We start from the raw sequence: 23768 nt of genomic DNA, 5'->3' as shown, positions 1-23768 counted from the left end.
GCTGCGGAGTTATGAGCGACGACCGCCCGAACCTCCCAGAGGTCCCCTCCGGACCCTCCGTCCCCTCCGCCCCCGACCTGCGGGCATCCGACGCCGACCGTGACCGGGTCGCCGAGCAGCTCCGGGACGCGATGGCCGAGGGCCGCCTCGACATGACGGAGTTCGAGGAGCGCCTCGACGCGACGTACAAGGCGCGTACGTACGGAGAGCTGGAGCCGCTCACCCGCGACCTCCCGTCGCACGCGGTGCGCTCTCCCAAGGCGGACCTGGTGAAACGCCCGGTGAGCGACGACCCCGTCGCCATCGACTGGTCCGAGCGCATGGTGTCGGGCGAGCCGTCCTCGACCGGCGGCTTCGCCCTGTGGAGCGGCTTCGGCCGCAAGGGCAGCTGGGTGGTGGGCCGCGTGTTCACCTGCTTCGCGATGTGGGGCGGCGGCGAGATCGACCTGCGCGAGGCGCGGTTCACGGACCGCGACGTCGAGATCCGCTGCTTCACGATCATGGGCGGCATCCAGGTCATCGCCCCTCCCGAGCTGACCGTCGTGGTCAAGGGCTTCGCCTTCATGGGCGGCTTCGACGACAGGGCAACGGGCGAGGGCACCCCCGGCTCCCCCCGCGTGGTCGTCAAGGGCTTCGCGCTCATGGGCGGAGTGGGCGTGGACAGAAAAATCCGCAGAATCGAAAAACTCCGCCAACGAGAAGAACGCCGCCAACAAAAACTGGACCGCCGCAAAACCGAAGGCTAGGCCAGGGGCGCGGGGAACTGCGCGACAGAGCCCCGGGTGGCCTGGGCTTGACGGGCTGGCGGGGCGAAGGGTGAGTCAGGGGCGCGGGGAACTGCGCAACACCCAGGGTGGGCTGAGCCTGACGGCTGGCGCGGCGAAGGGTAGGCCAGGGGCGCGGGGAACTGCGCGACAGAGCCCCGGGTGGGCTGAGCCCGACGGCTGGCGGGCCCACGGCTGGGTCAGGGGCGCGGGGAACTGCGCGACCGGCCACCACGCGGCCCGCGGCCAAGGCACAACCCCCGCAGGGAACGCCCCAGGAGATCAGAGCTCGGCCGCAGCCGAGCCCTTCAGATGCGAGAGATTGAACGTCTCTGCCATCCGCCGGAACCCCGCATCGGACGGATGCAGATGATCCCCCGAGTCATACCGCTCCCGAAGCTTCCGCGGATCATAAGGATCCCGCAGCGCCCGATCGAAGTCGACGAACTCGTCGAAGACCCGCCCCGACCTGATCTCCTCGTTCACGGCCTGCCGCACGCTCTCCAGAGCGGGCGCATACCCCCGGTGCCCCCCGAACGGCATGAGCGTCGCGCCGACGACCCGCAGCCCGCGCGTATGCGCCTGCCGGGTCAGCTCGCGCAGCCCCTCGACGATGCGGTCCGGATCGTTCTGGTGCGGGTTGCGCAGGATGTCGTTGACGCCGAGTGCGATCACGACGGCCTTCACGCCGGTCCGGTCCAGGACGTCCCGGTCGAACCGGGAGAGCCCGCTGGGATTGATCGCGGGGTTGCCGAGGCCGTCGGAGAGGATGCGGTTGCCGCTGATGCCCTGGTTCACGACGCCGTAGCGCGGCGCGCCCGACTCCGCCCGCAGTCGGCCCGCGAGGACGTCGGTCCACCGCCGGTTGGCGCCCATCGTGGACGAGATGCCGTCGGTGATGGAGTCGCCGAAGACGACGACGGTCCCGTCGGTCTCGTTGCTCAGCACGTCCACCGCGGAGAGGTAGCGCCAGTAGGGGCTCTGCTCGGTGTACGCGTCGCCCAGCTGGTCCTCGGTGCGGTCGCCCTCGGCGACGTAGCTGATCTGCCGGGCGTGGGGGTGGTAGGTGACCGGCCCGGACGGGGTCGGCGAGTACGTCGTGACCAGCAGGTCCGTGTCGTGCGGCACCCGCACCCTGGCGGCGTCGCTCATGACCTGCTGTCCCGGCGGGATCACCACGGACGTGTTGCCGTTGAAGGTGAGCCTGCGCAGCGTGCCCGCCGCGGCCGCCGGGTTGTTCGACGCGGAGGCCAGCGCGATCGAGGCGTGCGTGATGCTGAGCGGCGTCGTGCCGTACAGGTTCGAAAGGGTGATGCGGGCGCTGCTGCCGCCGACGCTCGTGTGCACGACGTTGCGGATGGAGCGGCCTGCGAACCCCTTCTGCTCCGTGCCCGGTTCGGACCCCGCGGGCGAGGCGGACCAGGAGCCGACCCAGACGCCGGAGGAGGCGGGTGCGGCGGAGCTGCGGGGGCCGCGAGGGCCCGCGCTGATGTCCTGTGAGCCGCCGTCGGTGCCGGTGACTCCGACGTATATGGCGGCAGAAATCACCACTATGACCGCGAGAACCGCGGCGAGAAGGGCATAACCGTGTCGCTTGGTCATGCGGGCTCTTTCTCCTCGGGCAGGGGGAGCCCCGAGGCTCCGATGTGATCACCCCATGATGCGGCATGGGCCGTGAGGCGGCCGACACTGCCCCCCTCCGTCCCATGAGACGCCGGGAACTTGTCGTCCGTTCCAGGAGTCGGTCAGGAAGGGGCGTAGAACACACGCCGTGGGGACAATCGGGACACAGGACAGGGGAACAGTGCGGACGAGGACGATGCGAACGGGCCAGGTGGAGTGAGTGGATCGCGCAAATGCGGAGGAATCGGCCGAGGTGCACGGCGAGCAGCATGCCCACGGGGACGGCACTCCAAGCCGCACCCCGACCGAAGCTGACAGCACCGCCTTCAGGGTGGGCGGCTCCACGAATGGCCTAAAGGGCGCGGGCGGGAAGACGTCGGCCACGGAACGGCCCACCCCCGCTCCCGGCGGCTTCACGTACAGCCCCGCCGACGAGGAGAAGCGCCGCGGCGTCCGCCGTATGAAGATCACGGCGACCGGACTCCTCGTCCTCGTCGCCGTCGTCTACGTACTGGCGAAGTGGGCGCAGCACTCCGGCGCGGGCCCCTGGGCGGGTTACGTGGCAGCCGCCGCCGAGGCAGGCATGGTCGGCGCCCTCGCCGACTGGTTCGCGGTCACCGCGCTCTTCCGCCACCCTCTCGGCCTGCCCATCCCGCACACGGCGATCATCCCGAACAAGAAGGACCAACTGGGCGCGTCCCTGGGCGATTTCGTCGGGGAGAACTTCCTCTCGGCCGATGTCGTACGAGGCCGCCTGCACGCCGTAGGCATCGGTGGCCGCCTCGGTGCCTGGCTCGCCGAGCCCGCGCACGCCGACCGGGTGACCGCCGAGCTCGCCACGGCCCTGCGCGGCGCCCTCACCGTCCTGCGCGACTCGGACGTGCAGGCCGTCGTCGGCGAGGCCATCACGCGCCGCGCCGACGCCCAGGAGATCGCCCCCGGCATGGGCAAGATGCTGGAGAAGGTCGTGGCGGACGGCGGCCACAAGCGGGTCGTCGACCTGGTGTGCGTCCGCGCGCACGACTGGCTCGTGGAGCACGCCGACTCGGTGATGGACGCGGTGCAGGGCGGGGCGCCCGGCTGGACCCCGCGGTTCGTCGACAAGAGGGTCGGCGAGCGGGTCTACAAGGAACTGCTCCGCTTCGTCACCGAGATGCGGGACATGCCGGAGCACCCCGCGCGGGGCGCCGTCGACCGCTTCCTCGCCGACTTCGCCGCCGACCTGCAGTCCGACTCGGACACGCGGGAGCGCGTGGAGCGGCTGAAGCGTGAGGTGCTCGGGCGCGACGAGGTCCAGGACCTCATCGCCTCGGCCTGGTCGGCCGTGCGCGCCATGATCGTGGCCGCCGCCGAGGACGAGCGCAGCGAGCTGCGCCTGCGTGTGCGGGCCTCGCTCCTCTCGCTCGGCGCACGGATGGCGACGGACGGACGCCTCCAGCAGAAGGTCGACGGCTGGGTGGAAGGCGCGGCGGTGTACGTGGTGACGACGTACCGCGACGAGATCACCTCCCTCATCACCGACACCGTGGCGGGCTGGGACGCGGAGCACACGTCGAAGAAGATCGAGGCGCACATCGGCCGTGACCTCCAGTTCATCCGGATCAACGGCACGGTGGTGGGCTCCCTGGCGGGGCTGGCGATCTATACGGTGTCGCGGTTGCTGGGGGCGTAGGGGATGTCTGCACCGCGCGGGCTACGCGCACTCTGCGCGGACCCCGCGTGCGCCCCCCGCGCGCCCCGCACCGTGAGAACGGTCAACGAGGCCACGGCGCACAGCACACCGACCCCCACCCACATGACGTCGTACGCCCCGAACGCGTCCCGTGCCACACCCCCGGCGAACGCCACCGCCCCGGCCCCCACTTGGTGCCCGGCGCTGACCCATCCGAAGACGACGGGGGCGTCGGCGCCGAAGTGCGTGCGGCACAGGGCGACGGTCGGCGGCACCGTGGCCACGTCGAGCAGCCCGAACAGCACGGCGAACGCGACGAGCGGCACGTCCACCGTGGCCGTCAGGAGCAGCGGCAGCGCGAAGAGGGTGAGCCCGCGCAGGGCGTAGTACGCGCTGAGCAGCCGCCGGGGGTCGAACCGGTCGGTGGCCCACCCCGACCCCACGGTGCCCGCGACGTTGCAGAGCCCGATGACCGAGAGCAGCGAGGCGGCGGCGGTCACCGCCATGCCGTGGTCGTGCGCGGCGGGTGCGAAGTGCGTCCACATCACGCCGTTGGTCGAGGCGCCGCAGACCGCGAAGGTGCCGACGAGCAGCCAGAAGGGGGCGGTACGGGCCGCGCGGCCGAGTACGGGGAGGGCGGCCGCCGCCCGCGGGTCCTTCGCCGTGGCTTCGGGGTCGCGTACGGAGGCCCAGACCGCAGGGAGGGCCAGCACGGCGGCGCCGGCGAGCACGTAGGCGGCGGTGCGCCACTCGTACGCATCGATGATCCACGACATGACGGGCAGGAAGGCGAACTGTCCGACCACGCTCGCCGCCGTGAGCAGTCCGGTGATGAGGCCGCGCCGCGCGGTGAACCAGCGTTCGCTGACGGTGGCGGCGAAGGTGGTGGCGGTGGCGCCGGTGCCGAGCCCGACGAGTACGCCCCAGTAGAGAACGAACTGCCAGGGCGAGGTCATGGTCGTGGTGAGCGCGGCACCGGTCCCCACGAGCAGCAGCGCCCCCGCCGCCACGCGCCGCATCCCGAGCCGGTCCATCAGCGCCGCCGCGAACGGCGCGGTCGCCCCGTACACGACCATGTTGACGAGCGCCCCGAGCCCGACGGCCGAGCGCGACCAGCCCAGATCGTCGTGCAGGGGCCCGACGAGCAGCCCGGCGAGCGTGCTGAAGGCCCCGGCGACGACGATGGCGAGGGCGGCTCCGGCGGCGACGCCCCAGGCGCGGTTCTTGCTACTGGTCTCGGTGCCGCTCCGGGCACTGGCCCTCCTGCTGATCTCCATGCGTACGAGCCTGCGGGGACGGGCCGGACCGCTGCGACTGGCCAGATGGCCACACTGTGCAAGAATCTGGCCATGAATGCGGACGGAGCATGAATGCGGACGGAGAGGGACTGGGCGGAAGCGCATCGGCCCCGGTATCGACCCCGGCACCGGTATCGGCGCCCCACGTGGTCGCGGTCCTGATCCGGGACGGTGTGCTGCCGATGGAGCTGGGCCTCGTGCACCAACTCCTCGGCACGGCGAGGTCGGCGGAGGGGGACCTCCTCTACTCCGTACGCACCTGCGCGCCCCGCCCCGGCATGATCCGCACGAGCGCGGACTTCCCGGTCTTCGCCGAGCACGGCCTCGACGTGGTCGCGGCGGCGGACACGGTGATCGTCCCGGCGTCGCACGAGAGCGACGAGGAGCTGGCACCGGGCGGGCTCGACGGGGAGTTGGCAGGTGCGCTGGCCACCCCGCGCCGGGTGGCGTCGATCTGCACCGGCTCCTTCGTCCTGGCGGCGGCGGGGCTCCTGGACGGCCGCAGGGCGACGACGCACTGGATGTCGGCGGACCACATGGCGCGGATGTTCCCCCAGGTCACGGTGGACCCGGACGTCCTCTACGTGGACGAGGGCGAGGTGCTGACCTCGGCGGGCGAGGCGGCGGGCATCGACCTCTGCCTGCACATGATCCGTGAGGACCACGGCGCGGTGGTGGCCGCGGAGGTGGCCCGCCGCACGGTGATTCCCCCGCACCGGGAGGGCGGCCAGGCGCAGTACATCCAGCGCCCGCTGGTGGACGCCGGGCTGACCTCGACGGGCAGGTCCCGCGCCCACGCCGTGAAGTGCCTGGCGGACCCGTTGACGCTGGCGGAGCTCGCGGGGGTGGAGTCGATGAGCGTGCGGACGTTCAGCCGCCGCTTCCGCGAGGAGACGGGCCTGACGCCGATGCAGTGGCTGACGCAGCGCAGGGTGGACCGGGCCCGGGAGCTCCTCGAATCCACGGACCACACGGTCGACCGCATCGCTACGGAGACGGGGTTCGGCACGGGGACGTCGCTGAGGCAGCACTTCGTGACGGGGGTGGGGGTGTCGCCGGGCGCGTACAGAAGAACGTTCAGGGGGACGGGCACCCCGAACAACCGACCGCTCGTCGAATGAGTACGCGTACTCTGTCGCACCCCTCGCCCGGGAGGGCACGGTCGAACCCATGACCAGGATGCCGCTCACTCGCCCGACTCGCCCTGCTCAGTCGCCCCGGCAGCCCCTGTCGACGCTGCTACCCCTGCTACCCCTGCTACCCCTACTTACCCTGCTGCCTCTGCCGAAGACGGCACGGCTGCCCAGGTACGCGACCCGCCTCCTGGGCGCGGCCCTCGCGGCCACGGCGTACGTGGCCTGCCTCCCCTGGGACCTGCGCAACCGCCCCGAAACGGCGGGCTCTCTCCACGAGACGACACCGGTGACGACGACGGGCGTCACGCTCCTGGCCGTCTCACTCATAGCCCTGGCGGCCTACTTCGGCATACGGGACCGCCCGGTATGGACGCTGCTGGTGGTGGCGGCCCCGCCCGCGACGCTGATGTACATCTCGTTCAACACCCACCCCACGCAGGACGCGCAGGTATGGCCCGTGGCATGGGCGGCCTTCACGCTGCTGTTCGGGGCGGGGTCGCTGATGGTGGCGATGACGGCGAGGAGGCTGACGCGCCCCCCGCTGGTTCTGCCCTAGCCGCGCCGGTCGGCAAGCACCCAGGAGGCGAGCCCGACGCCACCGGCGACACCGAGCACGGCGGGCCAGGCGCCCACCTTCTTGGCCAGCGGATGCGACCCGGCGAACCCGGCGACGTAAGCCGCGGTGAGCGCGGCTGCGGTCTTCCCACCGGCAGCCTCCCGCCACTGCCGAGCGGCCACGACCCCGGCTGCACCGAGCACGACCCCACCGAGGGGCCGCTTCTTGGTGGCCCGCGCGGTGGCATAGCCCCCGACGATCCCACTCACGGCCACCATCGCCGCCGGAATCCTCGCCATGATTGATCCGCCTCTCGGTGATACGTCCCTGTTGCGTTCTTTGGCCCGAGGCTAACGCGCGGCGAGCGGCCGCCGACGGCCGGGACCGGGGAACCGCGTCACGGCCGACCGGCGGCGTCCGCGACGAACCGGGCCCAGGCCGTGGAGGAGACCAGGAGGCGGGGCCCGTCGGCACGCTTGGAGTCACGTATGAAGACACCGCGCCGGACGAACGCGGTCTCCAGGCACTCCGTGGTGTTGGCCCCGCTGTACGACGACTTGAACCACGGGAGAGCCGAAGGGGTCAGACGCTCAACAGGCATTAGAGCTCCTTGCGGATGCGTTGAATCATGGAGGAGGAGGCTTCCATGTCCAACGCTTGTGCGCGGAGGTAGTCGAACGCAAGCCGGTAACGGTCGAGTTCCTCGTCCTTCTCCAAGAAGAGTGAGCCTGTGTGGAGGTCGACGTACACGACGTCGAGCGCTGGTTCCGTGCCGCCGATGATGACGAAACTCCCGAGCGCGGCGGAGTGCGCCCCCATGGAGAACGGAAGGACCTGAAGCGTGATGTGGGGCGACTCATTGGCCTGGAGGAGGCGGCTGAGCTGTTCCTTCATGATCGACGGGGAACCCACGACGCGACGGATCACGGACTCGTCGAGGATGGCCCACAGCCGAGGTGGGTCCATCCGGCTCAGGACCTCCTGACGCTTCATGCGGATGTCGACGAGCCGTTCGATCTCCGCCGGGGCGAGGCGTATCTCGTTGGCCTGCTGAACGGCGGTGCTGTAAGCGCGTGTCTGCAGTAGTCCGGGAACGTAGAGGCACGAGAAGTGGTCTTCACGTACGGCTTCGTCCTCAAGCGTGAGCAGCAGATTCATGCTCTCCGGAATGGAGTCCGTGAAGGAACTCCACCACCCTTGCTGCTTGGCGTCCTTGGCGAGCGCTACGACAGCACGGCGTTCGGCATCGGTCGCCGCGTATTCGCGGCAGAGCGCATCGACGACGAGCCACTTGACCGGGCCGGCCTGCGTCTCGTACCGGCTGACCGTTGCCTTGGACACCCCGACGAGAGTGCCGGCCTCCTCCAGAGTCAGCCCTTTGCGGGCGCGCAGCTTCCGCATCATGGCGCCCAGCTGGCGCCGACGCGTGGTGGTCCGTAGCGACATACGACTCCTTCCCGGAGGCCGGATTCCCGGCCCGCAGGCCGCAACCAGGCTAAGTGCCAACTGAGTTGGCGCCCCAGTGAGTTCACTCGAAGGATGTCGGTGAGAAGTTACACAGCGAGACTTCTCTGTGCCATGCTCCCAGCAGTCACTACGCGGTGTAGCCGTACGGATACGGCAGGCGCAGCGCCGTGTGGCCTGGGAGGAGCCTCTCCATGTCCATTCACGAAGAGGGCGCACGGCAGCTGCGCTGCGTCTTGCCATTCGAGGCGGCACCGAAGGAGGTACCCCTCCTCCGCCTGGAGGTGAAGCGCAACTTGGAACAGTGGGGTGCGCTGAGCGTCCTAGACGAAGCGGGGCTCGTCGCGACGGAGTTGGCGACGAACGTCATCAAGCACGTCGGCGAGGGCGCACCGGCGACGCTGGTACTCGAACCCCGCGGGGGCCGCCTGCGCGTAGAGGTACACGACGGGAGCCGCGCCGTGCCGGCCCTGAGTGCTGTGTGCGGGGAGGCGGAGTGCGGGCGGGGGCTTCACCTCCTGGCCTCTTTGAGTGAGGAGTGGGGCACGCTCTTCACGGCTACGGGGAAGGCGGTGTGGTGCGAGATCTCGCTGGCCCCCGCTCGACAGTGCGCACGGGTCCAGCGCGCAGCAGCGGTACTGGATGAGTACTGCAGGCTGATCAGCCCTGCCCTGATGGCCGGGCCAGGACGTGCGGCTCTGGAGGCACTGGTTCCAGAGGTCATCGCTGACCTGCTGCAGTGGCTCGCTGCGCAGGGCGGGGACCCGGATGAGGCGCTGGACCTGGCGCAGGCCCGCTACGAGTCGGCGGCGGAGGCGGCGTGAGGGGGGCGGGATGCCGAAGTGCGCATCAGGGCCCTCAGTGCGTCGGGAGTGCGCCACGATTCTCCCCGGCGGTTCTTGTGGCACATGCGGTGGCAGTTGGCGCACAAGCAGGCAAGGTCGTCGAGCCTGGTGCTTCGGGAGCCGGATACATGGAGGGGGATGACGTGATGCACCTCGATGTATCCCTCGCCGAGCGCGCCGTATGCGCGAGCGAAGTCGAAGTCGCAGACTTCGCAGCGCAGCGGACGGCCGTCCTGCTGGGCCTGCTTGATCTTCAGCCTGCGGAGCTTCGGGTCCCGCTCGCGGGCGAGTGCCTGGCGGACAAGCAGCCTGCCTTCGATGGCGGTGGTGCCGGAGTCGTCGGTCTCATCGGGCTGGGGCGGGATGAGCTGCAGCCGCCCCGAGCCGATTCCGTCTTCGATCGCCCGGGCGGCCTCGAGCATTTCGGCCTCGCGGTCGATGAAGGCCTTGATCATCAGACGCGTCGGCTCCCCGCACCGGGTGCCTTTGCGGCTGTAGGCGGGGTGGTTCGTCGCGAAGTCGCTGGTCTTGCGGCTGGCGCTGTCCGGAGAACGGAACCCAGGGAGGGCGAGGGCCTCCGCGGGATGAATGGGGAGCGACCGCAGCAGCTCGGACAGGTCCTGCACTTCCGGATCCCCGGTCCGCAGCTCGTGCCAGCCATTCTTTACAACGCGTGCGCCGGCCAGCACCAGTTCATCCTCAGTCCACGCAGGGATCCGCATGGCCAATATCGTACGAGTGTTCGTCGTGACGGAGGGTGTGTTCAGCGAACTATGCAACGTGCTGCACACTTGGATGGGTCTCGTTGTCAGTGGGGTCTGTCACCCTCTGTGATGGTGGTGCGCGCAGTGTGCCCGCCGCTGCGTACCGGTATGGAGGGGGCATGGCCCGCATGAATGAGCTCAAGTACACCTCGGTGGAGATCTGCGCCGGGGCTGGGGGCCAGGCCGTAGGTCTGCACAATGCGGGATTCAAGCATGCTGCTCTGATTGAGATCGACAGGGATGCCTGTCAGACGCTCAGGGATAACATCAGCGCGAATCCGGAGTGGGCTGGCTGCACGGTAATCGAGGCAGATCTCAGGGAGTTTGATACGGCGGGCTTGGGGCTGGCCCCGGGGGACCTTGATCTTCTGGCGGGCGGAGTGCCGTGCCCCCCATTCTCGGCGGCAGGCAAACAGCTCGGCCGTGACGATGAGCGTGATCTCTTCCCGCGGATGCTTGAGCTCATCGATGAACTCGACCCTAAAGCCGTGATGATCGAGAACGTGCGTGGTCTGCTCGACCCGAAGTTCGCCGAGTATCGGCAAGAGATCATCAAGCGCTTGGAGTCGCTGGGTTACGAAGAGTGCTACTGGGAGGTGCTGGAAGCGAAGCGGTATGGGGTCCCGCAGCTCCGGCCCAGAGCCATCCTCGTCGCGATGAAGCCGCAGTATGCCCAGCACTTCCAGCACACAAAGCCCGACGAGTGTGCGGAACTCACGGTCGGCGAGGCGCTGCACGACTCGATGCGAGTCCGGTATGACGCGGTCGCTGACGATCCCAGGGCCGAGAGCGCATTCAAGAAGTGGTACGAGAAGGCGCTTGAAGGTGTCGCCCCCACGGTCGTCGGGGGTTCAAAGAAGCATGGAGGGGCGGACCTCGGCCCGACACGGGCCAAGCGAGCCTGGGCAGACCTCGGAGTATGCGGACTGGGCGTCGCTAACGAGCCGGACGAGATGAAGGACGCAGAGCGCGACCTTTTTGCCGCTGCAGGCCCCAAGCTCACAGTGACCCAAGCCGCTCTGATCCAGGGATTCCCTGCAGACTGGCAGTTCTCCGGGCGCAAGACTGCGGCTTACCGGCAGGTCGGGAACGCTTTCCCGCCCCCAGTGGCGCAGGCTGTCGGCGAGCAGGTCTACGCGGCTCTCAAGGCTGCCGACGAGGCATAGCTGAGGCAGAGGGACCTGCTCATTTCTGGGCTGACCGGAGTCGGCTTGCTGTCGCTGCGATCTTGACGGCGCAGTCCTCGGCTGATTCGTGCTCCCAGAACCGGAGTACGGTCCACCCTGCCGACCGGAGCTGCACGTCGGTGTCGCGGTCGCGGGCCATGTTCCGGGCAACCTTGTCCGACCAGTAGCCCGTATTGGTCTTCGGCTGTACGTAGTGTTCTGGGCAGCCGTGCCAGTAGCAGCCGTCAACAAACACGGCCAGCTTTGCCGGACGGAAGACGATGTCCGCTGTCCGGCGAAGGCCGGGGAGTGGCTTGGCTGCCACTCGGTAGCGCATGCCCTGAGCGTGGAGAAGACTGCGGATCATCCGCTCGGGCTTGGTGTCGCGGCTGCGGATGGCTTGCATGTTGCGGCGTCGTGCTGCGGAGGAGGCCCAGGAGCCTTCTGGCGGAACCCAGCTCTCGCTGCTGCTTTCTGTGTTCTGCATGGCCTCCTCCGGACGGAAAGGTCAGTCGCTGCTGCTTGTCTTCTTCTTTGTCTCAGGAAGAAGAGGGGCCCGTTCTTCTGGGTCGTCGGGGCGAGCTGCGACCCAGTATCGATCCTCTAGCAGGACGCGCGGCTGGCCGTCATGGTGAGGCTTGGCTTCCACGACACGGATACTGACGCTCTCGCCCTCCTGCGGGACGGGCAGTCCTAGCTGAGCGGCCACAGCTTGGTGGTTCGGATAGTCGCCGCAGATGAGGATCCCCTCATTGCGAAGCTTTTCGCGCGCCCCTCCGTTGTACCGCACGCGCTTCATGTAGTCCTTCTGCTGTGCGAGAGTCCGCACCACCGTACGGTTCACTCGGCGCTTCTGCACTCGCCGGAACAGCTCGTTGAGCTTTGCCTGTCCGGGGCTGCGCCGTGATCCGGCTCCGGCATTCAGGACTGCTTGCTGGGTCTCCGTATCGATGTGCAGTAGCAGGTTCTTTTCCAGTGGCGCCTCGTGCCAGAGCCAGGTAACTAGAGAGTGATGCTGTTTCGTGAGCCGGAACTTTCCGTCCCGGTTTCCCTTCTTTGTGACGGTTCCACTAGTGGTCAGCTTTGCGCGGTTTGCCCGCAGGAGGCCCGCGCTCCACAGGCTCTGGTGGTCGTCCGCCCAGACCACGAGGCAGATTTCATCCAGGGCTTCTGGCGGAATCATCCAGCCGTACAGCTTCTGTGAGTACTTGCAGTCGACCTCGATCCCCTCGATCAAGTAGTCCAGGTCTGCTCCGCTGGCGAGTTCAAATTCCCGCAGCAGGTTGATTTCTACCAGGGTTCCTGCATGCGTCTTCTCGGTCTTGTGGAGGTCGTTCCAGTCGAACCGGCCAGTGTGCTCCCCGTCCAGGAGCTGGTCGATGGTTTCGCGCAGGACGCGGGCGAACCGCTCACCCTTTGGGTCCAGGGTCAGCAGGTGCTGGCGTACGAGCATGAGCTCAGGGTCGTCACACACACCAGGTGCTGGTCCGGGAGGGCCGAAGGAGGGTGCGGGCACGAGTAACTCCTGAATCAGGAAGAGGACATACGGCCCACTTGTATCACGGATCGCAAGATGGCCTGGGCGGTGCGAGCTTGGTCAACTACCTTGCGTGTGGGTTGACTTACTGCCGAGTCTGGGTGTGGGCGATGGAGACGACAGTCAATGATGTGCTGGACCTGTTCTGTACGTCGGTGAGCACCGAGAGGCGTCTCGACGACTGGCGGCGTGATCCTCGGAGGGAGCAGGTTGCGCCAGTGGTGCTGGCGCACAGCACGCGAGTGCTGTACCGCCTCACTGAAGGCGATGTGCACGATGTATGCCAACGTACGGAACATGCTCTGGGGCAGGTGCGGCGCGAGGTCGGGGAGAGCGTGCCCCAGATCGTGGACTGGCACCCGAACTTTGCGTTCACGCATACGTTCCATACATGCGTGGAGCGTATTGGAGCAGTCCCTACATATCAGCAGTTCCGGGAGTTCTCGCTTTCTGATGCTGAGGGGCTGGACATGCTCGGCAGCCCTTCAAAGGAGTTGATACGGCGCCTTGTTGTTAAGCAGGGTGTTGAGCAGTGGCGCGCTCAGGCGGCGATGCGCTGGCGCATCGGTAACGCGTACTACGGTTTCCTGCGAGAGGTGTACACCCTTGTGCAACTCAGGCGGCGCGGAATAGATCTGCGTGTCCATCCGCTGGCTGATGCGCTGTTCCGAGTGGACGCGTGGACTGGGCGGCGAGCGCTGAGTTTACGCGTGGGGAATAAGAAGTTCCGCCAAGGGGGCAATGCTGGTCGGAAGACCCCTGCCGAGCAGTTACTTGCGGATGTGCAGCCGCCGCTGCGGTTCGACACGATTGAACTCGCAGCAGCGACCAGGTTCGGCCAGGTGCACGTGCCGACTGCCCAGGTCCTCGATCACGCAGCCACTCGCCTCGGTGCTCTTTGAGACTTTCAGGCGCCGTGACACTCCCCGTACACCCGCCCGGACCCACACCAGCACACCCCATCCCCCTCCGGCGGCCAAGAAACCGCCCGCCCCCGCGCCGCCAGCGTCGTCGCGTACTGGGGCAGGAGGGTCGGGTCCTCCGGGGAGGATGCCTCTGAGGCGGCGAAGGCCTCGTAGGACGGGACCGTTCCCGTGACGATGCCCAGGTTCGGGGTGCCCGAGGCCGAGAGTTCCCTCAACGAGGACTCTATGGTCGACAGGTGCGCCTCGTGGGACGGGTACTCCGAGGTCAGGGACGGGTACGCCGTCAGGAGTTCGGTGAGTTCCGTCGACGGCCAGTGGAGGACCGCCACCGGGAAGGGGCGGGACAGGGCCTCGCGGTAGGAGCCCAACTCCGCCTGGATGCGGGTGATTTCCGCGCGCAGCTCCGCGGGGTTCTCCGAGCCCAGGGACCAGACCCGCTTCGGGTCGTGGAGTTCGTCCAGGGAGACCGGGGCGGACGAGACGCGGTCCGCCAGGGCGTCCCAGTCGTCGTGGTCGGCGCCCAGGAGGCGGCGCACGCGGTGGCGGCCGAAGAGGATGGGGTGCATGGCGTACGAGGGCTCCGCCGCCGCGGGGATGAGCAGGGTCGCCGCCTCCGTGAACGTGGCGTGCGCCTGCTCCAGCTCGTCGTGCGATTCGAGTGACTCCGCCACGATCACCCACGGTGCCGGGTCCCGCGGAGACGCGGCGCGGACGCCGTCGATGATCGCCCTCGCCTCCGCCTCGTGGCCGTACTCCCAGAGGTTCGACGCCTTCAGGGCGCGGATCAGGAGAGGGGCGGACGGGGGGTGGGGGGCCGAGGGCGACAGGAGGTTGTCGTAGAGCGTCGTCGCGCGGTCGCGGGCGCCGGCCAGTTCCAGGTGGGCCGCGGCCTGGAGGAGGAGCTGTTCGGCGTCCTCCGGGTACAGGTCGGCCGTGCGTTCCAGGCGCTCGGCTTCGGCGATGTGGTCGACGTCGACGTGGTCCGCGGCAGCAGGCTTCTCGGGGCGCATACGGGACACGGTACTGCCGAGGGGGCCTTGCGCAGGAGGGGCGGTGCGGGCCCGGGCCTGGTCCGGCCATGGATTGTTGCGGGTGCGGCGCCTATCCTCCGTGCGGCCGTCGGGAAGAGGAGGCGCCGTGCGCGTACGTGTACCGGTTGTCGTGCAGCAAGGGCGCCGCGCGCCCCGACCCCTCGCCGCGCGCCTGCTCTGGAACGGGGCCGAAGTCGCCGTCACCCTCGGGCTCGTACTGCTTCTGCTCGTCGCCCATCAGCTCTGGTGGACCAATCGGCAGGCCCGCGCCGCCGCCGAGAAGAAGGTCGAGGCCCTTGAGGAGGAGTGGGAGGGCGGGTCCGGTTCCAAAGAGGGGGGTGACAGTGCCGATGAAGGGGGGCCTAGGGCCTCCTCCTCGTCCGCCGCCGAGCCCGAGCCCGAGCGCGCGCGTGGCTCCTCCGTCGCCGGGGCACGTCAGCCCGCCCGCCCCGCCCCCGCACCCCACTGGGACCAGGCCTACGCCGTCCTCCGCATCCCCCGCATCGGCATCCGCGTCCCCGTCGCCGAAGGCGTGAGCAAGGGCGGCGTGCTCAACAAGGGGTACGTCGGGCACTATCCGCGTACCGCTCAGCCCGGCCAGGGCGGGAACTTCGCGCTCGCCGGGCATCGCAACACCCACGGCGAGCCGTTCCGATACATCAACCGGCTGCGGGACGGGGACGAGGTGAGCGTGGCGACCAAGGACGCCGTGTACACGTACGTCGTCGACAAGGCGTTGGCGCGGACCTCCGCCCACGACGGCGGCGTCATCCGGAGCGTGCCGCGCAGCGATGTGCGCAAGGGGTACGGGTACAGCCAGGCCGGGTATTACATCACGCTCACCACCTGCACCCCCGAGTACACCTCGAAGTACCGGCTCGTCGTGTGGGGGAAGCTCCGGTCCATGCGGCCCAGGTAGTGCGGCCCAGGCCCAGGTAGTGCGGCCCGGGTAGTACGGAGGCAGCCGCTAAGGTCGCCTCGTGATCGCTCGACGTCCCCATCTCCTCTGGCTGCTCGGCCCCTTCGTGCTGTACCTCGGCGTGCTGCCGTTCGCCAACCGCGTGCGGCCCGTCGTCCTCGGGCTGCCCTTTCTGTTCTTCTGGCTGCTGTGCGCGACGGTGCTCACGCCGGTCTGCGTGTGGCTCGCGCACAGAGGTGACCGGAAGAGTCGGGGCAGCCGCCAGAAGCCGGAGCGTGCCTCATGAGTGACGCCGGCATCGCCACCGCCGTCTTCGCCGTCTTCATGGCGGGCACCGTCGCCCTCGGCCTCGCCGCCGTCCGCGGGCGCGGCAAGCAGGGCGGGATCGCCGAGTGGTCCGTGGGCGGGCGCAGTCTCGGGGCCGTCTTCATCTGGGTGCTGATGGCGGGGGAGGGCTACACCAGCTTCAGCTATCTGGGGGCCGCGGGCTGGGGGTACAACTACGGGGCTCCCGTGCTGTACGTCGTCGCGTACATGTCCTGCGGGTACGCCGTGGGGTACGTCGTCGGACCGATGCTCTGGGCCTACGCCCGGCGGCACGGGCTCGTCAGCATCTCCGACATGGTCGCCCACCGGTACGGGCGGCCCTGGCTCGGCGCCGGTGTCGCGCTGCTCGTCACCGTCTTCCTGCTGCCCTACATCCAGCTGCAGATCACCGGCATGGGCGTCGTCGTCTCCACCATTTCCTACGGCGCCATCAGCCTCAACTGGGCCTATTTCATCGGCTTCGCGGTCACGACCGGGTTCGTGGTGGTGAGCGGGCTGCGCGGGAGCGCCTGGGTGTCCGTGCTCAAGGACGTGCTGGTCGTCGGGACGCTCGCCTTCCTCGCCATCTACGTACCCCAGCACTACTTCGACGGATACGGGCCGTTCCTCGACCGGATCGTGCGCGAGAAGAGCGCCTGGCTCACGCTGCCGGGAAGTGGCGGGAGCCCCTACGGACAGGCGTGGTTCGCCACGACCTCGCTGCTCAACGCGCTGACCGTCGTCATCTTCCCGACCACCGTCGCCGGGTATCTGGGCGCGCGCAGCGCCGACGGGCTGCGGCGCAACGCCATCTGGCTGCCCGCCTACAACGTGCTGCTCTTCGTGCCCATGCTGCTCGGCATGGCCGCGCTCTTCGTCGTGCCAGGACTCGTCGGCGCCGAGTCCAACCTCGCGCTGTTCAGGCTCGTGGTCGACTCGCTGCCCGCGTGGGCCGTCGGCGTCATCGGTGTCGCGGCCGCGCTCTCCTCCATCGTGCCCATGGCCGTGTTCATGCTGGTCATCGGGACGATGTGGGGCAGCAGTGTGCTGTCGCTGCTGCCCCGGTGGCGCACCCCGCAGCGGCAGAAGCTCGCCTCGCAGGCCGTGGTCGTCGTGGCGGGCGCGCTCGCGCTCGCGATGACGTACGGGGCGCCCAACACCCTCGTACGGCTCTCGCTCATCTCTTACGAGGGGATGGCCCAGCTCGTACCGATCCTGCTGCTCGGCCTGGTGTGGCGGAAGCTGACGCTGGCCGGGGCGTTGAGCGGGCTCGTCGTGGGGGTGGGGATCGTGTGCGCCCTCGTCTTCAGCGACCACGATCCCGTCTTCGGGGTGAACGCGGGGATCGTCGCGCTCGCCGCGAATCTGGCGGTCGCGCTCGTGGTGTCGTACGCGGGTCCCGCCGACCGCGCCGACGGGCGGCCGGACGACGAGGTCCTCGCGCGCGATCCCCTCGACCTCGACCCCCTCGACGAGCCCGACGAGCTCGACGAGGCGGAGGGCGGGCCCGGCCGGGGCGTCAGGCCTGCCGGGGGGAGTGGTTCCGCTCCCGCAGCAGGAGCACGGTGACCGCCGCGAGCACGGCGAGGCAGGCCGAGACCGTCATCGCGAGGTTCGCGCCGTGCGCGAGGTCGTCCGTCGAGGTCGACACCGCGATCATCAGGGCGACGCCCGCGGCCGAACCGACGTAGCGCGCCGTGTTGTTGGCGCCCGAGCCCATCGCGGCGCGTTCGGCCGGCACGGACTCGACCGAGAGCAGCGGGAGCGCCGCGTTCAGGAGGCCGCTGCCCACGCCGGAGACGAGGAGGCCGGGCAGCAGCCGGGTCCAGGAGCCCGAGGAGGCCGCGCCCAGCATCGTCACGGCGGCGACGGCGTGCAGGGCGAAGCCGACGGCCAGTTGGTGGCGGGCCGAGACCCGGCCCGCGAGCCGCCTGGCCTGCAGCGCCGCCACGAAGGACGTGCCCGACCAGATCACGAGGAGCCAGGCCGTGCTCATGACGGAGAGGCCCAGCGTGTGCTGGAGCAGCGTCGGCAGGTAGCTGAACAGGCCGATCACGGAGAACCCGGTGAACAGGGCGCCCGTCGTCGAGGCCAGGAACAGCGGGCGGCGCAGCAGGGCGAGGTCGAGCATCGGGGTCCGGACGCGGTGTTCCACCGCCACGAACGCGGCGAGCAGCACGGCGGCCGCGGCCAGGAGCGCCGCCACGGGCGCGCGCAGCCAGCCGTCCCGCCCGAGGGTGAGCGCGGCCACCAGCGCCGTCAGGGCCAGGCCGAGGGTGGCGGCGCCCGCCAGGTCCGGGCGGCCGCGGCGCGCGGCGCGGGACTCGGTCAGCGCGCGCGGGGCGAGGGCGGCGACCGCGAGGGCGGCGGCGCCGAGGGCGGCGTACGCCCAGCGCCAGCCGTTCGGGCCCGCTCCCGTCAGTGCCCCCGCGACCGGCGGGCCCGCCGCGATGCCGCCGCTCACGAACGCGCCCCAGATGCCGGTCGCCCTGATCCGCCCGGCGCCCGCGGGGAACGCGTGCACGAGCAGGCCGAGGCTGCTCGCGAGGATGGCCGCGCTCGCCGCGCCCTGGGCCAGGCGGGCCAGTGTGAACAGCCAGGTCGACCCGGCGAGCGCGGAGAGCGCGGCGGTGATGCCGAGCGCGACCGTGCCGGAGAGGAAGATCCGCCGCCGGCCGTAGTCGTCGGCGAGGCTCCCCGCGACCAGGAGCACCGCGGCGAGACCGAGCGGTGTGCCGTTGAGTAGCCAGGCCTGGGCGGAGAGCGGGGTGTGCAGGGCGGCGGCCGTGTCGGGGAGCGTGATCATCGGCGCCGTGTACGTCATGAGGGTCACGGCCGTGGCGGCACTGGTGACGGCGAGGGTGGCGCGGCCATGCGGGGTGGCGGACGGGGGTGCGGGGGTGTCCGGTGCCGGAGTGGCCGGTGCCGGGGCGGTGGAGGTGCGGGCGAGGCGGGTGGACATGGTGGAGCCCTTCGAGGTTCAGTCATTGAACTCGGCGAGTGCGACGACCGTAGCATTCGGAGTTCATTCACTGAACCTCGTACGGGAAAAACGGTTAGAGTGGGGTCATGGCTCTCGGCAAGGACTACGCCGCGCAGGAGTGCTCGATGGCCCGCGCCCTGGAGGTGGTCGGCGAGCGCTGGACGCTGCTCATCGTCCGCGACGCCCTCTACGGAGTGCGGCGGTACAACGACTTCCTCGTCCATCTCGGCATCCCGCGCGCCGTACTCGCCGCCCGTCTGCAGGCGCTCGTCGCCGCGGGCGTCCTCGACAAACGGCCGTGCTCCGAGGCGCCGAGGCGGCACGAGTACGTGGTGACGGAGCGCGGCGAGGCCCTGTGGCCGGTGCTCCGCGCGCTCGGGGTGTGGGGGCGCGACCACATCTCAGGCACCAAGCCGCCGCGCTACTTCCGGCACGCGGCGTGCGGCACCGAGCTGGGCGCCGGGGGCGACTGCCCGGCCTGTGGCGGCCTCGTCCCCGTCAGGGACGTCGAGATGGTGCCGGGGCCCGGGCTCGACCCGGAACCCACCGATCCGGTCAGCCGCGCCCTCGCGGCGCCCCGCAGGCTGCTTCAGCCGGTCGAAGTGGATCCTGTATAACGGCAGTACGACGAAGAGTGCTCGAGCGCGAGTGGCGCGAGTAGCGTGAGTAGCGGAGAGGGGAGGACGGCGATGCACGACGTGATCCGTGGCTGGAAGAACTGGAAGACGGCCGCGCGCCCCGCCCTGCTCCTTCTGTTCCTCCTCGTCGAGGTCGTCCTCGTCGACACCGGAGGCCTCGCCTCCGCCGTCGCGCTCGCCGCGACCGCCGCCGCGGGCTCCGCGCTCGCCGCCTGCTCCGTGATCGCCGCGCGCTGCGCGCCCGCCGTGCCCCGCACCAGAGTGCGCACGGCCATCCGCGACCGCGAGATGCGCACCGCCTTCCTGCCTCAACGCGACCCCGACGCCAGGGGCCGCAGGCGCCCCCGAGCACCCGGCCGTCTCTTCCTGACGGCCGCGTAGGGGATAACGCCCAGCTTTCTGAGGCACCTTGTCCTGAGGCTCCCGCCCGGGATCTTTCCTGAGGCGCTCTTTCTGAGTCCCCCTCGCGGGTCGTCACGCCGCCGCGGCGGCAGCCCTCGCTGTCCGTCGCCCACTCTCCCGGCACGACGAGACCCCCAGAGGACTTCTCCATGTCCGCTTTCATGTCCCTGTTCGCCGAGCTGGTCGGGCACATCGCCGACCTGCTCGACCCGCTCTTCCACGCCTCGGCGACCGCCGCCGCGATCGTGCTGTTCACCGCCTGCGTACGGCTCCTCGTCCACCCGCTCTCGCGCGCATCGGCCCGCGGGCAGAAGGCGCGCGCCAAGCTCAACCCGCAGATCGCGGAGTTGCGCAAGAAGCACGGCAAGAACCCCGAGAAGCTGCAGAAGGCCGTCCTCGAACTGCACCGCAAGGAGAAGGTGTCGCCGCTCTCCGGGTGCCTGCCCAGCCTCTTCCAGCTCCCGGCGTTCTTCCTCCTCTACCACCTGTTCTCCAGCTCCAGCATCGGCGGCGACGCCAACACGCTCCTCGACCACACCCTCTTCGCCGCGCCGCTCGGCGGCCGGTGGAAGGACGCGCTGGCCGACGGCGGGGTCTTCGGCGCGCAGGGTCTTGTCTACGTGGGGCTCTTCGTGATCGTCGCCGCCGTCGCCACGTTCAATTACCGGCGCACCAAGGCGCAGATGGCGGCCAACCCGCCTGCGCAGCAGAGCGGTGACCAGCAGGTGCCCGGCATGGGGGCGATCGCGAAGGTGATGCCGCTGATGTCGTTCATGACTCTGTTCACGGTGGCGGTGGTGCCGCTGGCCGCAGCGCTGTACGTGGTGACCAGTACGACGTGGAGCGCGGTCGAGCGGGCCGTGCTGTACCGGGACATGCCGGGCGGGGCGGGGGTTCTGGCTACCGCCGGGTAACGGTCCAGTACGTGAACCGGGTATTGCATACCGCACTCGGACCTTGGACGATCGACCAAACCTCCGATGGCCGCAACCCATCGGCCGGGCTACCGAAGGAATGGAGTCTGACCATGAAGCTGCTGCGAGTCGGTACGTCTGGCGCGGAGCGTCCGGCGCTCCTCGACGCCGAAGGAACGCTCCGTGACCTGTCGGGGGTGGTCGCCGACATCGACGGCGCGGTGCTCGCCGACGCGGCCGCGCTGGGCCGGATACGGGCCGCTGCCGACGCCGGTGACCTGCCCGTTCTCGACGCGGACGGGCTGCGCGTCGGCCCGCCGGTCGGGCGCATCGGCAAGGTCGTCTGCATCGGCCTCAACTATCACGACCACGCCCGCGAGACGGGGGCGGAGCCGCCCGCCGAGCCGGTCGTCTTCTTCAAGGCGGCGGACACGGTGGTCGGCCCCGACGACACCGTCCTGGTGCCGCGCGCCTCGGTCAAGACGGACTGGGAGGTCGAGCTCGCCGTGGTCATCGGACGTACGGCGCGCTACCTGGGGTCGCACGAGGAGGCGCTGGCGCACGTCGCGGGGTACGCGGTGGCGCACGACGTGTCCGAGCGGGAGTTCCAGATCGAGCGGGGCGGCACCTGGGACAAGGGCAAGAACTGCGAGACGTTCAACCCGCTGGGCCCCTGGCTGGTCACCGCGGACGAGATCGCCGACCCGCAGGCCCTCTCTCTGAAGCTCTGGGTCAACGGCGAACTGAAGCAGGACGGCACGACCGCCGAACAGATCTTCCCGGTCGCGGAAGTGGTGCGCTACGTAAGCCAGTTCATGACGCTCTACCCGGGCGACGTGATCAACACGGGGACGCCCGCGGGCGTGGCGATGGGCCAGCCGGAGCCGAAGCCGTATCTGCGGGCGGGCGATGTGGTGGAGCTGGAGATCGGGGGGCTGGGGCGGCAGCGGCAGGAGTTGAAGGACGCGTAGCGCCGTGACGCCGTGACGTTCCGGCCCTCCCGGTGAATTGTGCCCGGCGCCCCTGGTTCCACGGGGGCGCCGACGCGGGTCGGTGCTTCTGACGTCGGAGAAGTACGCAGTGGGAGCTGTCGAGTTGCTGGAAACAGTTCGAAGCCCGCGAGGAGCTGCACAAACAGGCACTCCGCAGAATGTGGCCCCACTGGCCGACCATCGCCTGACGGCCGGCCTGCCGCTCAGCCGGTGATGAAGCGTTCCAGCGCTTCGGCGACCAACGCATGGTCCTTCACCTGCGGCAGCCCCGACACCACCACCGCGCCGATCACCCCCGCGCCCTCGACCGCGATCGGGAACGCGCCGCCGTGGGCCGCGTACACGTCGAGGTCCAGGCGCGAGGCGTCCTCGAACGTCGTGCCCTTGGCGCGGAAGCGGGAGCCGACCAGCAGGGACGAGCAGCCGTAGCGCTCCACCACGCGGCGTTTGCGGTCGATCCAGGCGTCGTTGTCCGGGGTCGAGCCGGGCAGGGCCGCGTGGAAGAGCTGCTGGCCCGCGCGGCGGATGTCGATCGCCACGGGGGCGTGGCGTTCGCGGGCCAGTTCCACCAGGAGGGTGCCGAGTGTCCATGCGTCGTCGTGCGTGAAGTGGGGGAGGACCAGGCGGCGTTCCTGGGCCTCCAGTTCGTCGATGGTCGGGGCGTTCGCGGGGGCGGGAGGGGTGGTCACAGGGTCACCGTCACACCGTCGCGGGCCGAGCGGCGCGCCGCTTCCAGGACGTCCAGGGCCGCGGCCGCCTCGTGTGCGGTGACGGGGTTCTCGCCGGTGCCGCGCAGGGCGGCGGCCACCGACGCGTAGTACGCGGGGTAGTCGCCCGGCAGGGTCGGGGTGGGGCGCCCACCGCCGGTCAGCGGGGACTCGCCGGAGCCGACCCGGCCCCACATCGACTCGGCCTCCACGCCCCACGGGGCCTGCGTGGCCGGGCGCTTGCCGTCGCGCAGGGCCGCCTCCTGCGGGTCGAGGCCGTACTTCACGTACCCCGCCTGGGAGCCGAGGACGCGGAAGCGCGGGCCGAGCTGGGCCGTCGTGGCGCTCACGTAGAGGTGCGAGCGGACGCCGTTCGCGTGGGTGAGGGCGAGGAACGTGTCGTCGTCGGCCTCCGCGCCCGGACGGCGGACGTCCGACTCGGCGTACACGCTCACGACGGGGCCGAAGAGCACCAGGGCCTGGTCGACGACGTGGCTGCCCAGGTCGTAGAGGAGGCCGCCGATCTCCTCCGGGTTGCCGGACTCGCGCCAGCCGCCCTTCGGCTGCGGCCGCCACCGTTCGAAGCGGGACTCGAAGCGCCATACGTCCCCGAGCTCACCGTCGGCGAGCAGCTTGCGCAGCGTACGGAAGTCGTTGTCCCAGCGGCGGTTCTGGAAGACGGACAGGAGCAGCCCGCGCTCGTCCGCGAGCGCCGCGAGCTCGCGCGCCTCGGTGGCGGTGCCCGCGATCGGCTTGTCCACGACGACCGGCAGGCCCGCCTTGAGGGCGGCCGTGGCGAGCGCCACGTGCGTCTTGTTCGGGGAGGCGATGACGATCAGGTCCAGCTCGTCCGCGCGGTCCCACAGCTCGTCGGCCGAGTCGGCGCAGCGCAGGTCGTCGCCGAACTCGGCACGGGCCTGGGCCTGCCGCTCGGGGTTCGACGTCACCACCGTGTCGAGGACGAGGCCCTCGGTGGCGGCGATCAGCGGGGCGTGGAAGACGGAGCCCGCGAGGCCGTATCCGATGAGGCCGACGCGGAGAGGGAAGCCCGGGGAAGGGCGCGTGGAGCCTGTACCAGTCATGCTCTCCACTTAAGCAACGGTGTTGCCAAAGTGCAAGCGGGCG

At 69.9% G+C, this 23768-nt stretch carries 26 protein-coding genes; 14 read left to right on the top strand and 12 right to left on the bottom strand.

Annotated features, from left to right (window positions below; genetic code table 11):
• The first annotated feature begins 11 nt into the window (after window positions 1-11).
• Entirely contained in the window at window positions 12-746 is a 735-nt protein-coding gene (locus ABZV77_RS33170; protein ID WP_356265017.1) for a DUF1707 domain-containing protein, read from the top strand.
• 300 nt (window positions 747-1046) lie between these two features.
• Here ABZV77_RS33170 and ABZV77_RS33165 read toward each other — a convergent pair whose 3' ends face one another.
• On the bottom strand, window positions 1047-2366 hold the full coding sequence (locus ABZV77_RS33165; protein ID WP_356265015.1) for an SGNH/GDSL hydrolase family protein: 1320 nt from the start codon (window positions 2364-2366) through the stop codon (window positions 1047-1049).
• Between the two features lie 352 nt (window positions 2367-2718).
• Here ABZV77_RS33165 and ABZV77_RS33160 point away from each other — a divergent pair, with 352 nt between their 5' ends.
• Window positions 2719-4059, top strand: a complete 1341-nt coding sequence (locus ABZV77_RS33160) for a DUF445 domain-containing protein (RefSeq protein WP_356265204.1) — start codon at window positions 2719-2721, stop codon at window positions 4057-4059.
• Here ABZV77_RS33160 and ABZV77_RS33155 read toward each other — a convergent pair.
• The gene (locus tag ABZV77_RS33155; protein ID WP_356265012.1) at window positions 4029-5336 is read right to left on the bottom strand and encodes an MFS transporter; all 1308 of its coding nucleotides are present in this window, start codon (window positions 5334-5336) and stop codon (window positions 4029-4031) included. The two genes, ABZV77_RS33160 and ABZV77_RS33155, sit on opposite strands and share 31 nt — an antisense overlap.
• An 89-nt stretch (window positions 5337-5425) precedes the next feature.
• Between ABZV77_RS33155 and ABZV77_RS33150 the strand changes: the two genes are divergently transcribed.
• On the top strand, window positions 5426-6478 hold the full coding sequence (locus ABZV77_RS33150; RefSeq protein ID WP_356265010.1) for a helix-turn-helix domain-containing protein: 1053 nt from the start codon (window positions 5426-5428) through the stop codon (window positions 6476-6478).
• Window positions 6479-6527: 49 nt separating this feature from the next.
• Window positions 6528-7049: a hypothetical protein gene (locus ABZV77_RS33145; RefSeq protein ID WP_356265008.1), complete on the top strand. Its 522-nt coding sequence runs from the start codon at window positions 6528-6530 to the stop codon at window positions 7047-7049.
• On the opposite strand, the gene ABZV77_RS33140 is transcribed toward ABZV77_RS33145, so the two are convergent.
• The 3 genes from ABZV77_RS33140 to ABZV77_RS33130 form a co-directional block, all read right to left on the bottom strand.
• The gene (locus ABZV77_RS33140) at window positions 7046-7348 is read right to left on the bottom strand and encodes a hypothetical protein (RefSeq protein ID WP_356265005.1); all 303 of its coding nucleotides are present in this window, start codon (window positions 7346-7348) and stop codon (window positions 7046-7048) included. The genes ABZV77_RS33145 and ABZV77_RS33140 overlap by 4 nt on opposite strands.
• Window positions 7349-7446: 98 nt before the next feature.
• Window positions 7447-7650: a DUF397 domain-containing protein gene (locus tag ABZV77_RS33135; protein ID WP_356265002.1), complete on the bottom strand. Its 204-nt coding sequence runs from the start codon at window positions 7648-7650 to the stop codon at window positions 7447-7449.
• On the bottom strand, window positions 7650-8495 hold the full coding sequence (locus ABZV77_RS33130) for a helix-turn-helix transcriptional regulator (protein ID WP_356264999.1): 846 nt from the start codon (window positions 8493-8495) through the stop codon (window positions 7650-7652). Before ABZV77_RS33130 ends, ABZV77_RS33135 begins: the two co-directional genes overlap by 1 nt.
• Before the next feature lie 212 nt (window positions 8496-8707).
• Between ABZV77_RS33130 and ABZV77_RS33125 the strand changes: the two genes are divergently transcribed.
• Complete coding sequence (locus tag ABZV77_RS33125) at window positions 8708-9337, top strand: ATP-binding protein (protein ID WP_356264996.1); 630 nt, start codon at window positions 8708-8710, stop codon at window positions 9335-9337.
• Here ABZV77_RS33125 and ABZV77_RS33120 read toward each other — a convergent pair.
• A complete protein-coding gene (locus tag ABZV77_RS33120) occupies window positions 9310-9984 on the bottom strand; it encodes an HNH endonuclease (RefSeq protein ID WP_356264993.1) in 675 nt (224 codons plus the stop codon). The two genes, ABZV77_RS33125 and ABZV77_RS33120, sit on opposite strands and share 28 nt — an antisense overlap.
• A 257-nt stretch (window positions 9985-10241) precedes the next feature.
• Between ABZV77_RS33120 and dcm the strand changes: the two genes are divergently transcribed.
• On the top strand, window positions 10242-11288 hold the full coding sequence (gene dcm, locus ABZV77_RS33115) for a DNA (cytosine-5-)-methyltransferase (protein ID WP_356264991.1): 1047 nt from the start codon (window positions 10242-10244) through the stop codon (window positions 11286-11288).
• 19 nt (window positions 11289-11307) lie between these two features.
• Here the strand turns inward: dcm and ABZV77_RS33110 are convergent, their stop codons facing one another.
• Together ABZV77_RS33110 and ABZV77_RS33105 are read right to left on the bottom strand one after the other, a co-directional pair.
• Entirely contained in the window at window positions 11308-11775 is a 468-nt protein-coding gene (locus tag ABZV77_RS33110) for a very short patch repair endonuclease (protein WP_356264989.1), read from the bottom strand.
• Window positions 11776-11796: 21 nt separating this feature from the next.
• Complete coding sequence (locus tag ABZV77_RS33105; RefSeq protein ID WP_356264986.1) at window positions 11797-12741, bottom strand: NaeI family type II restriction endonuclease; 945 nt, start codon at window positions 12739-12741, stop codon at window positions 11797-11799.
• A gap of 194 nt (window positions 12742-12935) precedes the next feature.
• Between ABZV77_RS33105 and ABZV77_RS33100 the strand changes: the two genes are divergently transcribed.
• Window positions 12936-13727 carry a hypothetical protein gene (locus ABZV77_RS33100; RefSeq protein WP_356264983.1) on the top strand — a complete coding sequence of 264 codons (792 nt, stop codon included), beginning with the start codon at window positions 12936-12938 and terminating at the stop codon, window positions 13725-13727.
• 5 nt (window positions 13728-13732) lie between these two features.
• Here the strand turns inward: ABZV77_RS33100 and ABZV77_RS33095 are convergent, their stop codons facing one another.
• Window positions 13733-14761, bottom strand: coding sequence for an SEC-C domain-containing protein (locus ABZV77_RS33095; RefSeq protein ID WP_356264981.1), 1029 nt, complete (start codon window positions 14759-14761; stop codon window positions 13733-13735).
• A 127-nt stretch (window positions 14762-14888) separates the two neighbouring features.
• On the opposite strand from ABZV77_RS33095, the gene ABZV77_RS33090 reads away from it, so the two are divergent.
• From ABZV77_RS33090 to ABZV77_RS33080, 3 genes are all read left to right on the top strand, one after another.
• Complete coding sequence (locus ABZV77_RS33090; RefSeq protein ID WP_356264978.1) at window positions 14889-15701, top strand: class E sortase; 813 nt, start codon at window positions 14889-14891, stop codon at window positions 15699-15701.
• Window positions 15702-15762: 61 nt separating this feature from the next.
• Window positions 15763-15987: a DUF3311 domain-containing protein gene (locus tag ABZV77_RS33085; RefSeq protein ID WP_356264975.1), complete on the top strand. Its 225-nt coding sequence runs from the start codon at window positions 15763-15765 to the stop codon at window positions 15985-15987.
• The gene (locus tag ABZV77_RS33080; RefSeq protein WP_356264972.1) at window positions 15984-17576 is read left to right on the top strand and encodes a sodium:solute symporter family protein; all 1593 of its coding nucleotides are present in this window, start codon (window positions 15984-15986) and stop codon (window positions 17574-17576) included. Before ABZV77_RS33085 ends, ABZV77_RS33080 begins: the two co-directional genes overlap by 4 nt.
• Here the strand turns inward: ABZV77_RS33080 and ABZV77_RS33075 are convergent.
• Window positions 17527-18969, bottom strand: coding sequence for an MFS transporter (locus ABZV77_RS33075; protein WP_356264969.1), 1443 nt, complete (start codon window positions 18967-18969; stop codon window positions 17527-17529). The two genes, ABZV77_RS33080 and ABZV77_RS33075, sit on opposite strands and share 50 nt — an antisense overlap.
• 107 nt (window positions 18970-19076) lie before the next feature.
• On the opposite strand from ABZV77_RS33075, the gene ABZV77_RS33070 reads away from it, so the two are divergent.
• The 4 genes from ABZV77_RS33070 (at window position 19077) to ABZV77_RS33055 (ending at window position 21915) form a co-directional block, all read left to right on the top strand.
• Window positions 19077-19607 (top strand): helix-turn-helix domain-containing protein, encoded by a 531-nt coding sequence (locus tag ABZV77_RS33070; protein WP_356264966.1) that lies wholly within the window; start codon window positions 19077-19079, stop codon window positions 19605-19607.
• 72 nt (window positions 19608-19679) lie between these two features.
• Window positions 19680-20009, top strand: a complete 330-nt coding sequence (locus ABZV77_RS33065; RefSeq protein ID WP_356264963.1) for a DUF6412 domain-containing protein — start codon at window positions 19680-19682, stop codon at window positions 20007-20009.
• Window positions 20010-20179: 170 nt separating this feature from the next.
• Window positions 20180-20944 carry a YidC/Oxa1 family membrane protein insertase gene (locus ABZV77_RS33060; protein WP_356264961.1) on the top strand — a complete coding sequence of 255 codons (765 nt, stop codon included), beginning with the start codon at window positions 20180-20182 and terminating at the stop codon, window positions 20942-20944.
• Window positions 20945-21057: 113 nt separating this feature from the next.
• Window positions 21058-21915 (top strand): fumarylacetoacetate hydrolase family protein, encoded by an 858-nt coding sequence (locus tag ABZV77_RS33055; RefSeq protein WP_356264958.1) that lies wholly within the window; start codon window positions 21058-21060, stop codon window positions 21913-21915.
• A gap of 224 nt (window positions 21916-22139) precedes the next feature.
• On the opposite strand, the gene ABZV77_RS33050 is transcribed toward ABZV77_RS33055, so the two are convergent.
• Window positions 22140-22625 (bottom strand): heme-degrading domain-containing protein, encoded by a 486-nt coding sequence (locus ABZV77_RS33050; protein ID WP_356264956.1) that lies wholly within the window; start codon window positions 22623-22625, stop codon window positions 22140-22142.
• Window positions 22622-23725 carry a Gfo/Idh/MocA family oxidoreductase gene (locus tag ABZV77_RS33045; protein WP_356264953.1) on the bottom strand — a complete coding sequence of 368 codons (1104 nt, stop codon included), beginning with the start codon at window positions 23723-23725 and terminating at the stop codon, window positions 22622-22624. The genes ABZV77_RS33050 and ABZV77_RS33045 overlap by 4 nt, the downstream gene beginning before the upstream one ends.
• Window positions 23726-23768: the final 43 nt, after the last annotated feature.

Source organism: Streptomyces sp. NPDC004732, assembly GCF_040609235.1.
In the GTDB taxonomy this organism is placed as follows: domain Bacteria; phylum Actinomycetota; class Actinomycetes; order Streptomycetales; family Streptomycetaceae; genus Streptomyces.
Note: the sequence above shows the minus strand (reverse complement) of the source record. Positions and strands in the feature narration are given on the sequence as shown.